At 72.3% G+C, this 14,078-nt stretch carries 13 protein-coding genes and 1 tRNA gene; 7 read left to right on the top strand and 7 right to left on the bottom strand.

Features of this window, described 5'->3' with window-relative positions; translation table 11 throughout:
• Nucleotides 1-56 precede the first annotated feature (56 nt).
• Together ACGFZW_RS09660 and ACGFZW_RS09655 are read left to right on the top strand one after the other, a co-directional pair.
• Nucleotides 57-1,094, top strand: coding sequence for a hypothetical protein (locus ACGFZW_RS09660; RefSeq protein ID WP_393892516.1), 1,038 nt, complete (start codon nucleotides 57-59; stop codon nucleotides 1,092-1,094).
• 75 nt (nucleotides 1,095-1,169) lie between these two features.
• Nucleotides 1,170-1,242, top strand: a tRNA-Ala gene (locus ACGFZW_RS09655).
• A gap of 102 nt (nucleotides 1,243-1,344) precedes the next feature.
• Here the strand turns inward: ACGFZW_RS09655 and ACGFZW_RS09650 are convergent.
• From ACGFZW_RS09650 to ACGFZW_RS09630, 5 genes are all read right to left on the bottom strand, one after another.
• Nucleotides 1,345-1,530, bottom strand: a complete 186-nt coding sequence (locus tag ACGFZW_RS09650) for a hypothetical protein (protein ID WP_393892515.1) — start codon at nucleotides 1,528-1,530, stop codon at nucleotides 1,345-1,347.
• Between the two features lie 151 nt (nucleotides 1,531-1,681).
• Entirely contained in the window at nucleotides 1,682-2,077 is a 396-nt protein-coding gene (locus ACGFZW_RS09645; protein ID WP_393892514.1) for a GntR family transcriptional regulator, read from the bottom strand.
• A gap of 112 nt (nucleotides 2,078-2,189) precedes the next feature.
• On the bottom strand, nucleotides 2,190-3,230 hold the full coding sequence (locus ACGFZW_RS09640) for an ABC transporter permease subunit (RefSeq protein ID WP_393892513.1): 1,041 nt from the start codon (nucleotides 3,228-3,230) through the stop codon (nucleotides 2,190-2,192).
• Nucleotides 3,227-4,153, bottom strand: a complete 927-nt coding sequence (locus ACGFZW_RS09635; RefSeq protein ID WP_393892512.1) for an ABC transporter ATP-binding protein — start codon at nucleotides 4,151-4,153, stop codon at nucleotides 3,227-3,229. The genes ACGFZW_RS09640 and ACGFZW_RS09635 overlap by 4 nt, the downstream gene beginning before the upstream one ends.
• A gap of 98 nt (nucleotides 4,154-4,251) precedes the next feature.
• Entirely contained in the window at nucleotides 4,252-4,731 is a 480-nt protein-coding gene (locus tag ACGFZW_RS09630) for a GNAT family N-acetyltransferase (RefSeq protein WP_393892511.1), read from the bottom strand.
• A 67-nt stretch (nucleotides 4,732-4,798) separates the two neighbouring features.
• Here ACGFZW_RS09630 and ACGFZW_RS09625 point away from each other — a divergent pair, with 67 nt between their 5' ends.
• A complete protein-coding gene (locus tag ACGFZW_RS09625; RefSeq protein ID WP_393892510.1) occupies nucleotides 4,799-5,602 on the top strand; it encodes an exodeoxyribonuclease III in 804 nt (267 codons plus the stop codon).
• A 35-nt stretch (nucleotides 5,603-5,637) separates the two neighbouring features.
• Here the strand turns inward: ACGFZW_RS09625 and ACGFZW_RS09620 are convergent, their stop codons facing one another.
• Complete coding sequence (locus tag ACGFZW_RS09620) at nucleotides 5,638-6,465, bottom strand: MerR family transcriptional regulator (RefSeq protein WP_393892829.1); 828 nt, start codon at nucleotides 6,463-6,465, stop codon at nucleotides 5,638-5,640.
• 207 nt (nucleotides 6,466-6,672) lie between these two features.
• On the opposite strand from ACGFZW_RS09620, the gene ACGFZW_RS09615 reads away from it, so the two are divergent.
• From ACGFZW_RS09615 to ACGFZW_RS09600, 4 genes are all read left to right on the top strand, one after another.
• Complete coding sequence (locus ACGFZW_RS09615; protein ID WP_393892828.1) at nucleotides 6,673-8,202, top strand: flavin-containing monooxygenase; 1,530 nt, start codon at nucleotides 6,673-6,675, stop codon at nucleotides 8,200-8,202.
• On the top strand, nucleotides 8,199-9,179 hold the full coding sequence (locus ACGFZW_RS09610; RefSeq protein ID WP_393892509.1) for an alpha/beta fold hydrolase: 981 nt from the start codon (nucleotides 8,199-8,201) through the stop codon (nucleotides 9,177-9,179). Before ACGFZW_RS09615 ends, ACGFZW_RS09610 begins: the two co-directional genes overlap by 4 nt.
• Entirely contained in the window at nucleotides 9,176-10,057 is an 882-nt protein-coding gene (locus ACGFZW_RS09605) for an SDR family oxidoreductase (protein ID WP_393892508.1), read from the top strand. The genes ACGFZW_RS09610 and ACGFZW_RS09605 overlap by 4 nt, the downstream gene beginning before the upstream one ends.
• A gap of 132 nt (nucleotides 10,058-10,189) precedes the next feature.
• Nucleotides 10,190-10,405, top strand: a complete 216-nt coding sequence (locus ACGFZW_RS09600; protein WP_393892507.1) for a hypothetical protein — start codon at nucleotides 10,190-10,192, stop codon at nucleotides 10,403-10,405.
• Nucleotides 10,406-10,495: 90 nt separating this feature from the next.
• On the opposite strand, the gene ACGFZW_RS09595 is transcribed toward ACGFZW_RS09600, so the two are convergent.
• Nucleotides 10,496-13,870: a S41 family peptidase gene (locus ACGFZW_RS09595; protein WP_393892827.1), complete on the bottom strand. Its 3,375-nt coding sequence runs from the start codon at nucleotides 13,868-13,870 to the stop codon at nucleotides 10,496-10,498.
• Nucleotides 13,871-14,078 lie beyond the last annotated feature (208 nt).

Raw genomic sequence — 14,078 nt, 5'->3', positions numbered from 1 at the left:
GACACACCGGCTCAATTGGCGGATGGCCCCACGCAAACCCCTCTACCGTGTGAGTTGTGAGAAGCAGCGGCCTCATCTACGCAGTCATCGTCGGGGCCTGGGCCGCCTACTTGGTGCCGATGTGGCTCCGTAGGCAGGACGAGCTCAACGAGGCCCGTCCGACCGAGCGCTTCAGCACTGCCATCCGGCTCCTGTCGGGACGTGCGGCCATGCAGCGCCGCTACGCCAAGGGGCTGGAGGAGTGCCCCGCCGACGATGCGGGCGACGAGCAGGACCCGGACGCCGCGGCCGCCGCGGCCGACGTCCGGCCCTTCGGCGACCCCGCAGCCTCCGAGGCCGCCACCCACACTCGCGTCAAGCCCAACCCCTCGCGCCCCACTGCCGCCGAGCGGACCAAGCGCGCCAAGGTCCTCGCCCGACGCCGGCGCTCCATCACGATCCTCTTCCTCACCTTCACCATCGGCGCCATCGTCGCCGCGGTCGGCGGTATCGCCTTCCTCTGGGCGCCGGGCATCCCGGCCCTCCTCCTGAGCGCGTACATCATTTACCTGCGCAGCCAGGAACGGCGCCGCTTCACGTTCACCATGGACCAGCGCCAGGCGGAGGCGGCGGCGCGACGGCTGCGGGAGGGCAGGCCCCGCCCTCAGCCGGCGGCCGACGAGCCGCCCGCCGACGACCACCCGGGCGACGCCCGCACTGACCCCGCCCCGGCCGCCCCCGAGCCGCCGCGCGCCGCGACCCCCGCGCACACCGCGGGCCGCCGCGCCCTGGTCGAGGAGACCGACCACGCCGAGTGGGTCGACCAGCAGCGCGAACGCGAACGTCCGCGCCCCGCGTCCGGCAGCTGGGAGCCCGTCCCGGTCCCCCTCCCGACGTATGTCACCGCGCCGGTCGCCCCGCGCGCCACCAGCCATGTCGACCTCGAAGCCGACGACGCCTGGAGCTCCGCCCGGTCCAGCTCCGCCCCCGACCACCCCCAGCCGGACACCTCGCAGCAGGACCGCCCCACCGGCTCCGGCCGCCGGGCCCGCGGCCGTACTCCCCTCTTCGACCAGTACGAGGACGACGAGCGCCCGCGCGCCGCGAACGAGTGACGGCCCTTCGCTGACCAGCACCGGAAGCGATTTCCGAGCACCGCGATCGAGATGCTAGAGTTTCACTCGTCGCAAGGGCCTGTGGCGCAGCTGGTAGCGCACCTCGTTCGCAACGAGGGGGTCAGGGGTTCGAGTCCCCTCAGGTCCACCGCAGACATCAAAGCCCCCGCCGGAGTGATCCGGTGGGGGCTTTTTTCGCGTCGTGGGGCAGGGGGCGTGCAGCGGCCACCCGCCCAACTGGCCCGTGCACTCAGAGGGTGGAGAGCCAGATCACAAAGGCCACAGGGGTGAGGGCGGCGGTCAGCCCGACGGCCAGGCAGACGTGAGCCAGGAGCTTGAGAGCCTTGTGCCGCTGGGCGCGGCACGCGGCGAAGCAGGTGAAGCTGATGATGGCGAGGCACGGCAGCATGATGAATACGAAGCCGATTCCTGCCACGGTTCCCCTCCGCCAAGCTCGGCCCAGCCCTGTGTACAGCAGGAACGTACAGCAGCCGCCGTGGCGGAAGACGATCAGGTGAACGGCGGAGCGGGAGCCCTCTGTTGAGGCGGCTCCCGCTCGGGGCCGGGCGGCACCCGGACCGCTGGGCTCAGCTGTCCGGGTAGCGGTCCTGCAGTACGGAGTTCAGCAATGCCTGCACGTCCTCGCGGGCCAGGCCCTCCGAGTGGGCCCGGTCCATCCAGGAGCGCAGTTCCTCGCGCAGCAGGGCGTCGGCGGCCGACTCGGGGCGGGCGAGGGTGCGGCTGACGAAGGTGCCGAGACCGGGGCGGGGTTCGACCAGGCCCTCGCGTTCCAGCTCGCGGTAGGCCTTGAGCGTCGTATTCGGATTGACCTTCGTGGTGGCGGCGACCTGCGCGGCCGTCGGCAGGCGGTCGCCCTCCACCAGGATGCCCAACCGCAGTGCCTGCTGGACCTGCTGGACGATCTGGAGGTAGGTGGCGACGCCGCTGCGGCGGTCGATGCGGAACTCGACGACGCTCACCACCTCTCTGGTTCTCGCGCGTGGGGCGGTGCGGGGGCCCACCGCGACCGCTTGATCATCGGGGCGGCCGAGCCGGGTGTCAAAGCGCCACCCGGCTCGCGGCGCGGCTCGCGGTTCAGAGCGGCCGCCTACGGGCGCGCCACACGACCAGTGTGAGCACCGCCGCGGTCAGGGCCAGCAGGATCCCCGCGCCGAGCCACTGCATCCCGGCCATCTGATCGGGAGCGAAGTACTGGGTCACCCGGTCGACGATGCCGAGCTCGGCCCGGCATGCCTCGGTGTTGTCGCCGGCGCAGGTGCTGAAGCCGTACAGCTTGCCGTCGGCGGTGGCCACCCAGTCGTCCATCTGTACGGCGCCCGCCGGCAGGTCCGGGCTCTCGCCGTTGTACGGCCAGACCATGCTGCGCAGTGTGCCGAGCTGTGCGCGCAGGCGCTCGTCCCAGGCCACGGACGTCACCGCGGCGAAGAGGGCGGTGAGCACCATGGCCGGTACGACCCGCTTGACCAGCATGCCGATGGCGATGCCGCAGGAGGTCATGAAGAGCGTCATGGCGATCAGGACCGGGCCGGTGCTCTCGAAGGCGCCGCCCTGCAGCCAGTCGCCGAACAGCGCCACCTTGCGGGACGGCCACCAGAGCCAGGTGAACGCGGCCGTCAGCGCGGCGGTGCACAGCACTGCGACGGCCAGCGGCAGCCCGATGCTTGCGGCGATCCACTTGCCGCGGCCGGTGGACTGGGTGGTGAGCAGCTTGATGGTGCCCCGTTCCTGCTCGCCGGCGATCAGTGGTGCGCCGAAGAAGATGCCGACGACGGCGGGCACGAACTGGAGGAACTGGGTGTCCATGCTGAACTGCGAGCTGAACTTCTCCTGGAACTCCATCAGCAGGTCGTCGTCGGGGGTGGGGTCGCCGCCCTTGGCCTGCAGGAAGTCCATCACCTCGAAACGCTGGTAGGCGAAGAGCGCGCAGGCCAGGAGGGTGACCAGGATGCCGGCGCGCAGTGCGTTGCGGTGCCGGTGCCAGACCACCCAGAGCAGGCCGCGCAGAACCGGGTGCCGCGAGGTGTCGGCGGGTGCCGGGGTGCCGGCCGGGGCGGCGCTCGTCATGTTCCTACCGTCCGTGCCGGTGTTGGTGGTGTGGGTACCGGAGGTGCTCATGCGGCGGCCTCCGGCTGTCCGTCGACGCGCGCCTCGTCCGCGATCAGCGTGGGTGCGCCGGGTGAGCGGAGGTAGGCCAGCAGGACCTCCTCCATGTCGGGTTCCGCGGTTTCCCAGCTGTCGTCGATCGGGCCGCCGGGGCGGATCATGGCGGTGAACTGCCGCCCGGTGACGTGGGATTCGACCACGGTGTGCCGGCTGTTCAGTTCCTCGGGGACCGCGCCGTCGGTGGCGAGGCCGGTCACCAGGACGTGCGCGGGCACCAGTTCCTCCGTCAGGCCGGCCATCCGGATCCGGCCCTCGGCGAGGACGACGAGGTAGTCGCACATGTCCTCCATCTCGGAGAGCATGTGGGACGACATCAGCACGGTGGTGCCGTGCTCGGCGGCCTCGGCCAGCAGCAGCCCGGACATCTCGTGCCGTGCGAGCGGGTCCAGGTCGGACATCGGCTCGTCGAGCAGCAGCAGGTTCGGCCGCTTTCCGAAGGCCAGGGCGAAGGCGACGCGGGTGCGCTGGCCGCCGGAGAGGGTGCCGACGCGGGCCGTGAGGGGCACGTCTCCGGCCCGGACGATGCGCTCGGCGAGGGCCTGGTCCCAGCGCGGGTTCAGCTCGCGGCCCAGACGCAGGGTCTCGGCGACGGTGAAGCGCGGGTAGAGCGGCTTGTCCTGGGCGAGGAAGGCGACCCGCTCCAGGACGGCCGGGTCGGAGACCGGCACGCCGAACAGCTTCAGGGTTCCGGCCGTGGGGTGCACCAGCCGGGTCGCGGTGCTCAGAAAGGTGCTCTTGCCCGCGCCGTTGGGCCCGACGAGGGCGCAGACATGGCCGGCCGGGAGCCGGAAGGAGCAGTCCCGCAGGGCCCAGCCGCGCCGGTACTTCTTCCCCAGGCCGGCGGCCTCGATCGCCCATGGGCTCGTATCGCTCACGGGATCCCCCCTTTAACTAGTTCATTAGTGGAATGAGTATGGGGAGGGGCCCGGAGCGATGTCAACAAGAACGGGGACGGGGAGGGGGCTCCCCGCCGTCAGTCGGTCAGCAGCGACTTCGCCATGCAGCGGCTCTGCTCGTAGGTGCGGTAGTAGCCGAACTTGGTCACCATGCGGTAGCCGCTCGAGGTGTACAGCGCGATCGCCTCCGGCTGCTCGGTGCCCGTCTCCAGCACCATGCGGGTGCGGCCGGCGGCCCGTGCGTCCGCTTCGAGGGCGGCCAGGATCCGCCGGGCGAGGCCGCGCCCGCGGGCCTGCGCGACCACGAACATCCGCTTGATCTCGGCGTCGCCCGCCGCGTACCCCTCCGCCACGTCCTCCTGCCGCCGCCAGCCGCCGGTGGCCAGCGGGCGCCCGTCCTCGTAGGCGAGCAGGTAGGTCCCGTGGGGCGGGGTGAACATCTCCGGGTCCAGCGGTGTCATGTCTCCGTCGCCGTAGCGGCGGACGTACTCCTGCTGGACCAGTTCGTCGAGCGCGACCGCGTCGGGGTGGTCGTAGCGCACAGGGCGGATCTCCATTGTCGGAATCGTACGGGTGTCCGGGTGGGTGGCGCGACGCTCTCCGTGGGATGGGTATCGTGCCGGGATGCTCACCGTGACCTCTGTGAATGTGAACGGGCTGCGCGCCGCCGCCAAGAAGGGCTTCGTGCCGTGGCTGGCGCAGACCGACGCCGACGTGCTGTGCCTTCAGGAGGTACGGGCCGAGACCGACCAGCTGCCCGATGAGGTGCGCGAGCCCGAGGGCTGGCACACCGTGCACGCGCCGGCCGCCGCCAAGGGCCGGGCCGGGGTCTCGCTCTACACGCGGCGCGAGCCGGAGCGCGTCCAGGTGGGATTCGGGTCGGCGGAGTTCGACGGCAGTGGGCGGTACGTCGAGGCGGACCTGCCCGGCGTGACCGTCGCCAGCCTCTATCTGCCCTCCGGTGAGGTCGGCACGGAGCGGCAGGAGGAGAAGGAACGGTTCATGGCCGAGTTCCTGCCGTACCTCGTCGCGCTCCGCGAGCGGGCCGCTGGGGACGGCCGTGAGGTGGTGGTCTGCGGTGACTGGAACATCGCGCACCAGGAGGCCGACCTGAAGAACTGGAAGGCCAACCGGAAGAAGTCCGGCTTCCTCCCGGAGGAGCGCGGCTGGCTCACGGAGGTCCTCGACGCGGACCGGGGCGGCTACGTGGACGTCGTCCGCGCCCTGCACCCGGACACCGAGGGCCCGTACTCCTGGTGGTCCTACCGCGGTCGCGCCTTCGACAACGACGCCGGCTGGCGCATCGACTACGAGATCTCCACGCCGGGCCTCGCCCGGCGTGCGGTGAAGGCGTACGTGGAACGCGCGGCCAGCTACGACCAGCGGTGGAGCGATCACGCGCCGGTGACGGTGGTCTACGACCTGTAGTCGGCGCGAGCGGATTCCCCGCCCGGCGGCGTGCCTCAGTCCCTGTCGCCGGGCGCCGGATCCGAGCCCGGCGCGCCGTTCCCGCCCCCGGCGTCCGGCTTCCCGGTCGTGTCCGTGTGCGTTCCGGCGTCCGCCCCGCCGGGCTCCCGTGTGCCCAGCCAGTGGTCCAGTTCGCGGCGGGTGCGGCGGTCCATGGCCATGGAGAGTTCCGCTTCGAGGACACCCTTGGAGAGCGGGCGGAGCTTCTCCATGGTCTCGGCGATGCGGTCGACCTCGCGCGGGCCCGGGGGCCGGCCGTCCGCGGCGCGATCCAGTACGTCGGACAGGACGTGGGTGCGGATCAGGGTGGTGAAGATGTCGGCGAGGGCGTCGGCGTGGACCCGGACCTGGCGGCCCGCGTCGAGCACCGCGGCGAGCGGGACGCCCGCGGCGACGAGCTCGGTTGAGGCGTCCAGCAGGCGGCGGCTGATGTGGACGAACTCGTCGCCGTCGACGGCGAGATAGCCGATGTCCAGGGAGGTGGCGAGGTTCTCCACGGTGACGTCGCCGCTGAAGTGGTCGGCCAGCTCCTCGGGGGTGAGGCGGACCGGGGTCTCCTCGGACCAGGGCGCGACGATGGTGTCCTCCAGGCCCAGGAGTTCGCCGACGTCCCGGCCGCTCTCGAACGCGGAGAGCAGTTCGGCGATGCCGCCGAGGGTGTGGCCGCGCTCCAACAGGGCGGCGATGGTGTGCAGCCGGGCGAGGTGGTGCTCGTTGTACCAGGCGACGCGGCCCTCGCGGCGCGGCGGCGGGATGAGTTTGCGCTCGCGGTAGAAGCGCAGCGTGCGGACCGTGATGCCGGCTTCCGCCGCCAGCTCGGGCATGCGGAATTCGCGCTGCTCGCGCTCCTCGTTCGCGTTCTTGTTCGCTGCCACCTGCTCACCCTATGCCGGGGGTGTACCTCAGGACCGAGGTGCAACCGTCGGTAACTTCCCTGCGCCAGACCCCTACCGCTCAGTACGGAGCTGGCCTACTCTCCAATCGTGCCAGTGATTGCTGGCGGGATCGATGCGGACTCGGGAGGCGGCGGCATGGCCGAGCGCGAGCACGAGCATGTGCGGGTGGCGGTGATCGGATCGGGATTCGGTGGTCTGGGGGCGGCCGTGCGCCTGCGCCGGGCGGGAATCACCGATTTCGTGGTCCTGGAGCGGGCCGACTCGGTGGGCGGTACCTGGCGGGACAACAGCTATCCGGGATGTGCGTGCGATGTGCCCTCGCACCTGTACTCCTTCTCCTTCGCGCCCAACCCGCAGTGGCCGCGGAACTTCTCGGGACAGCCGCACATCCGCGCCTACCTGGAGCAGGTCGCCGACACCTTCGGGCTGCGCCCCCACATCCGCTTCCGCTCCGAGGTGCAGAGCCTGCGGTGGAGCAACGACGAGCTGCACTGGGAGGTCGAGACGGCGAGCGGCGCGCTGACCGCCGACGTGGTCGTCTCGGCGACCGGGCCGCTGTCCGATCCCAAGATCCCCGACATCCCGGGCCTGGAGGCCTTCCCGGGCGAGGTCTTCCACTCCGCCCGCTGGGACCACGACTACGACCTGCGCGGCAAGCGTGTCGCCATGATCGGCACCGGCGCCTCGTCCATCCAGATCGTGCCGGCCATCCAGCCGACGGTGGACCGGCTGACCCTTTTCCAGCGCACCCCGGCCTGGGTGCTGCCGCGCGCCGACCGCAAGATCTCCGCGGCCGAGCGGTGGCTGCACGACAAGGTCCCGGCGACCCGCGCCGCGCGCCGCGGACTGCTCTGGGGCATCAGGGAGCTGCAGGTCAGCGCCTTCACCAAGCGTCCCAACGAGCTGGGCCTCATCGAGGTCCTGGCCAAGGCCCATATGAAGAAGGCGGTCAAGGACCCGGCGCTGCGCGCCACCCTCACTCCCGACTACCGCATCGGCTGCAAGCGCATCCTGCTCTCCAACACCTACTACCCGGCGCTCGCCCAGCCCAATGTGGACGTGGTGGCATCCGGGCTGAAGGAGGTGCGGGGGAACGTCCTGGTCGGCGCGGACGGCAGTGAGACCGTGGCCGACGCGGTCGTCTTCGGCACCGGATTCCACGTCACCGACATGCCGATCGCCCAGCGCGTCACCGGCGCCAACGGCACGACGCTGGCAGAGGAGTGGAAGGACGGCATGGAGTCGCTGCGCGGCGCGAGCGCGGCCGGCTTCCCCAACTTCCTGACCATCATCGGCCCCAACACCGGCCTCGGGAACAGCTCGATGATCCTGATGATCGAGGCACAGCTGAACTACCTCGTCGACTACATGCGCCAACTCGACACCCTCGGCGGGAAGATCGCACTCAGCGCCCGGACGTCCGCGGTGCAGGAGTGGACCCGCATGATCCAGAAGCGCATGGAGCGCACGGTGTGGAACACCGGCGGCTGCGACAGCTGGTACCTCGACTCCAGCGGGCGCAACACCACGGCCTGGCCGGGTACCACGTCGGAGTTCAGGAAGGTGACCCGGCAGGTCGACCTCGCCGAATACGAAGTGCTCCGGGTGCCCGCCGCACGGCCCGCGGGACCCGCCGGTGACAAGCCCGCGGAGGTGGCGGCATGAGCAGGCCAGGACACGTGACGACGGGCCCGTACGCGCCGCCCGCCCCGCGCAGGGAGCTGACCGTCACCTCGCCCGACGGATCCCGGCTGCACGCCGAGGTCCACGGCCCCGAAGGTGCCCCCGCGGTGGTGCTGGCGCACGGCTGGACCTGCTCGACCGCCTTCTGGGCCCCGGTCGTGCGGGATCTCGCCGACGACCACAAGGTGGTGGTCTACGACCAGCGCGGGCACGGCCGCAGCCCGGCCGCCGGGCCGGGCGGCTACAGCACCGACGCGCTCGCCGACGACCTGGCCGCGGTGCTCGACGCCACCTTGGAGGCGGGCGAACGGGCGGTGCTGACCGGGCACTCCATGGGCGGCATGACGGCGATGGCCGCCGCCGAGCGGCCCCAGCTGACCGAGCGCGCCGCGGCGATCCTGCTGTGCAGCACCGGCAGCGCGGACCTCGCCGCGGAGTCCCGGGTCATCCCGCTGCGCACCCCCGGCGGCCGCCGCCGGGCACACCGGCTGATGCTGACCTCCCGTGCGCCGCTCGGCCCGGTCACGCCGGTCGGCAAGCGGGCCTTGAAGTACGCCACGATGGGACCCGGGGCCACGGCCGAGCAGATCGAGGCCTGCGCCCGGATCGTGCACGCCTGCCGGCCCGGCGTGCGGTCCCGCTGGGGCAAGGTGCTGGCGGGGCTCGAACTGACCGGCTCGCTGGCCCGGTTGGACGTGCCGACCGCCGTCATCGCGGGCACCGCCGACCGGCTCACCCCGATCGTGCACGCCCGTCGGCTGGCCTCGGTCCTGCCCGACTTCCGCGGGCTGACCGAGCTGCCCGACGTCGGGCACATGACCCCCATCGAGGCGCCGGACGTGGTCATCGGCCGCATCCGCGAACTCGTCCGGGACCATCTGGACACCACGCAGACCGCCCGGGCCGCGGTTCCGCCTCCCCGGGGCGGCACGCGGCAGAAGAAGGAGAAGTCGGCATGAGCGCGAGCAGGAAGCTGGAGGGACAGGTCGTCGTCGTCACCGGCGCGGCCCGAGGGGTGGGCGCGCTGTTGGCCCGCAAGCTGTCGGCGCGCGGCGCCACCCTCGCGCTGGTCGGCCTGGAGCCGGACGAACTGCGCGGCGTCGCGGCGTCGCTGCACGGCCCCGCGCACCACTGGCACGCCGATGTCACCGACCACGAGGCGATGGCGCAGGTCGCGGGGGAGGTCAAGGACCGCTTCGGGAAGGTCGACGTCGTCGTCGCCAACGCCGGTGTGGCGACCGGCGGTCCCTTCGTCGACTCCGACCCGGTCGCCTGGAAGCGGGTCATCGAGGTCAACCTGATCGGCGGGGCGGTCACCGGCCGCGCCTTCCTGCCGGTGCTGATGGAGTCCCGCGGCTACTTCCTCCAGATCGCCTCGCTGGCCGCGATCACCCCGGCCCCGATGATGACCGCGTACTGCGCGTCCAAGTCCGGCGTGGAGGCGTTCGCGCACAGCCTGCGTGCCGAGGTCGGCTACAAGGGCGTACGGGTCGGCGTCGGTTATCTGAGCTGGACCGACACCGATATGGTGCGCGGCGCCGACCAGGACGACATCATGCGCGAGCTGCGGTCCCGGCTGCCCTGGCCGTCCAACAAGACCTACCCGCTGGGCCCGGCGGTCGACCGGATCGTGGCGGGCATCGAGCGGCGTTCCCCGCATGTCTACGGCCAGTGGTGGTTGCGCGGTATGCAGTCGATCCGCGGTTATCTGCCGTCGGTCATCGGCTCGGTGGGCCAGCGCGAGATGCGGCGGTTCGGCAACCGGCTGGACGGGATGCGGGTCGGTCTGGTCGGCGCGGGCGGCGAGGCCGACGAGAAGGCGCGAACGAACAGGTAAGGCGGCCGGGAGGACCGCCCGCCGGGCGGGCGGCTACGGACGGTGGCGTCCGGTGATCGAAATGCGACGAATGTCCGTTCATGTGAGGCTGATCGGGTCCGATCCCCGACACCCCTCACAGGAGTGGACAGCATGGGTCTCGCAGACCAGTTCAGGGACAAGGCCGAGCGGCTCAAGAACGAGGCGCAGCGTCAGATGGGCACCGCCGAGGACCGCGCTCGGACCGAGCCCGAGGAGCGTGACCAGCAGCCCGGCGAGCGCGGACAGCAGGGCCGTGAGCCCGGCCGGCCGGGCCGCGAGCCGGGCCAGGGCGTCCGCGACGAGATGCAGGACGGCCTCCGCAGCTGACCGGCGCGGGTGTCCTGAACGCCCCGCGTGACGCGCAGCAGAGGGGCGCACCCGATCACCGGGTGCGCCCCTCGGTGCGAGCCCGCCCGGTCAGCCGTCGCGCGGCGGGAGCGGCGGCCGGCGGAGGTCGGGGACGTCCGAGAGGTCCGGCGGCATGGCCGCGGGATGGCGGTCCAGCAGCTCCAGCGCCGTACGCACCGCCACGCCGAGCTGCGGATGGCGCCCCTCCGCCCAGTGCAGCGGCGAGCGCAGGGCCTCGATGTCGACGTCCACGCCGTGGTTCTCCACGCCCCAGCCGTAGAGCCGGAACCAGGCGGCGTTCATCGGCACGGTGATGGCGGTGCCGTCGCCCAGCCGGTGCCGTCCGGTCATCCCGACCACTCCGCCCCAGGTGCGCATGCCCACCACCGGGCCGATGCCCTGGAGTTTGAAGGCGGCGGTGATCATGTCGCCGTCGGAAGAGGTCATCTCGTCGGCGACCGCGACCACCGGGCCGCGCGGCGCGTTGCCGGTGTACGACACCGGCTCGGCGTTGCGGGTGAGGTCCCAGCCCAGGATGGTGCGGGTGAGCTTCTCGATCACCAGCTCGGAGATGTTGCCGCCCGCGTTGCCGCGTACGTCCACGATCAGCGCGGCCCGGGAGACCTCCATCCGCAGGTCGCGGTTGAACTGGGCCCAGCCGGAGCCGCCCATGTCGGGGATGTGCAGATAGCCGCACTTGCCCCCGCTCAACTGGCGTACCACCTCGCGGCGTTTGGCCACCCAGTCCTGGTAGCGCAGGGGCCGTTCGTCGATGAGCGGGACCACCGCGACCCGGCGGGCAGGGCCGGTGCCGTCGGCGGGGGAGAAGGTCAGCTCGACGGTGGTGCCGCCGGCCGCGGCCAGCAGCGGGTACGGGCCGGTCACCGGATCGACCCGGCGGCCGTCCACATGGGTGAGCGCGGAGCCCTCGCGGATGCCCGTACCGGCCAGCGGGGAGCGGGCCCTGGAGTCCGACGACTCGCCGGGCAGGATGCGCTGGAGCACCCAACGGCCTTCCCGGCACGCGAAGTTGGCGCCGAGCAGGCCGATCGCGCGCTGGTAGTGCGGCGGGCCCTCGTTGCGGCGGGCGCCGACGACGTAGGCGTGCGAGGTGCCCAGCTCGCCCAGTACCTCGCGCAGCAGGTCCGCGAACTCGTCGGGAGAGGCCACCCGGTCGAGCAGCGGGCGGTACTGCTCCAGCACCGCGTCCCAGTCGATGCCGCACATCCCCGGCTCCCAGAAGTACGCCCGGACGATCCGGCCGGCCTCCTCGTACGCCTGGGACCACTCCGCGGGGGGATCCACGTCGTGCAGGATGCGCCGCAGGTCCAGGAAGACCGTCGAGTCGCTGTCCGGCAGTTCGTTCGCCGGCACCGCGCGCAGGTCTCCCTCGTCGTTGGCGACGAGACGGGTGCCGTCCCCGCTCAGCGCGAACTGGTCCAGGGAGCTGGTGAGTTCGGTGCGCCGGGCCTTGGTCAGGTCGAAGTGCTCCAGGGTGGGCTGCCCCGAGGTGTTGTCGGGGTTGGCGAAGGTCTCGCCCAGCGCACCGGAGATGGGCCAGCGCAGCCAGACCAGTCCGCCGCCGCTGACCGGCGCGAGGGAGGAGTACTTGGACGCCGAGACCGGGAAGGGCGTGACCCGTTCGGACAGCCCCTCCACCTCCACCAGCACCGGGCCCTCCTCGCCCGGAGGGTTCTCCGCCGGGTCGAGCCCGCCGGCCGCCGGCCGTCCCTCCGGTGACAGCGCGAAGGGGGACGGGGTGGCGGACGACAGCGGGACGAGATACGGCCGGCAGCCCAGCGGGAAGGACAGATCGCCGGTGTGCACGTCGTAGACCGGGTCGAAGCCCCGCCAGGAAAGGAACGCCAGATAGCGGCCGTCGCGGGTGAACACCGGCTGCTCGTCCTCGAACCTGCCGTTGGTGACGTCCACGAGGGTACGGTCGGCGAGCTTGGCCATCTTGATCTGCCGCAGTGTGCGGCCGATGCCCGGGTGCGACCAGGTAAGCCAGCGCGAATCGGGGGAGAACGCGAGGTCCCGCACGGGGCCGTTGGCGGAGCGGATCAACTCGGCGACCTCGCCGGGCCGCCCCGGGTCGCGGTAGGCGCCGGGGCCGCCGGCGGCGTCCGCCGCCCCCTCGGTGCCGGCCGGCTCGCTGGGCTCCGTCGCGACCGCGTCCGGGCGCGCGACGTTCACCAGCAGCAGCCGGCCGTCGTGCGAGGCGACGGCCATCCGTTCGCCGTCCGGCGAGGCGACCATCTCCTGGACCAGTCCGAGCTCCCCGGTGGCCAGCCGGCGCGGCTCCCCGGGGCCGCTGGCGCGGGGCAGATTGGCGATCTCGATGGCGTCGTCGCCCTCGGCGTCGGTGACGTACGCGATCCGGCCGGTGGAACCGAGCATCTCCGGCAGCCGGACCCGCACGCCGGGGATGTCGTGGATGGTGCGGGCGGGGCCGTCGCGGTGGGTGAGCCAGTACAGGCTCCCGCGGATGCCGACCGCGCTGGCCCGGCCGGTGGAGTCCACCGCGAGCGAGGTGACGTGCGAGGCGGCGGGGACCTGGTGGGTGCGCCGCCCGGCGCGTGGCCCGCCCAGGCGCACCGCCAGCTTGCGCGGCACGGCGTCCGGGCTCAGGTCGTCGATGAGCCAGATGTCGCCGGCGCACTGGTAGACGATGCGGGAGCCGTCGGTCGAGGCGTGCCGGGCGTAGAAGTCGGCGTGGTCGGAGTGGCGGCGCAGGTCCGTGCTGTCCGGCAGGCAGGAGTAGACGTTGGCGACTCCCTCGTGGTCGGAGAGGAAGGCGATCCGGCCGCCGACGAACATCACCGCGTCGAGGTGCCCCCGCAGGTCCGGCATCAGCCGGGTGCCGTGCAGCCACATCCGGCCCATGGCGCCGCCGCGGTAGCGCTTCCACGCGGCGGGCTCGTGCGGTGGCTTGCCGGTCAGCAGCAGGGTGCGGCGCTCACCGTCGAACTCGGCGACTGCGAGGTCCGACACCGGCCCCCAGGGCAGCTGGCGCCCGGGGCTGCCGTCGGTGGGCAGGGTGTAGGACCAGGAGTAATAGGAGAACGGCTGGCCGTGCGAGGAGACCGCGAGGATCTGCGCGTTGCCCTCCTTGTCGGGCGGTGTCCAGCCGCAGACCCGGGCGTCGGTGCTGCCCCAGTACGTCAGCCGCCGTGCCGGGCCGCCCTCGACCGGCGCGAGGTGCACCTCGGGGTCGAGGCTGCGCCAGGTGGTGAAGGCGATGTGCCGACCGTCGGGGGAGAAGCGGGGGTGGCTCACGCGGGTGCGGTCGACGGTCAACCGCCAGGCACGGCCCGGCTCCTCGCCGTCCGGGGCGATCGGGGCCACCCACAGATCGTCCTCAGCGGCGAAGCAGAGGGTGTCGCCGCTCAGGTGCGGGAAGCGCAGGTACGAGGGGGGCGGGGGGCCCGGCGGGGCGGGCATCCGGCGCAGCCGGCCAGGCGGTGTGGCGGGGCTCGGCTCCAGGTGCGGTGCGCTGGTCTCGCGTGCGTCGCTCACGCCCCCATCGTTTCGGGCCGGGCACCCCGCGGCAACTCGGCCTGGTGACGGGGACCACGTGGGAAACGCTCCCGATTCGCCGGGGCCGCGGGTAACGTCGTGGTGTACGAAACCGTTTCGTTCGCCTCGTCGG

The sequence above is a fragment of the Streptomyces sp. NPDC048248 genome (assembly GCF_043201875.1).
Taxonomy (GTDB): Bacteria; Actinomycetota; Actinomycetes; order Streptomycetales; family Streptomycetaceae; genus Streptomyces.
The sequence above is the reverse complement of the archived record's forward strand: the minus strand, read 5'-3'. Positions and strand labels throughout refer to the sequence as shown.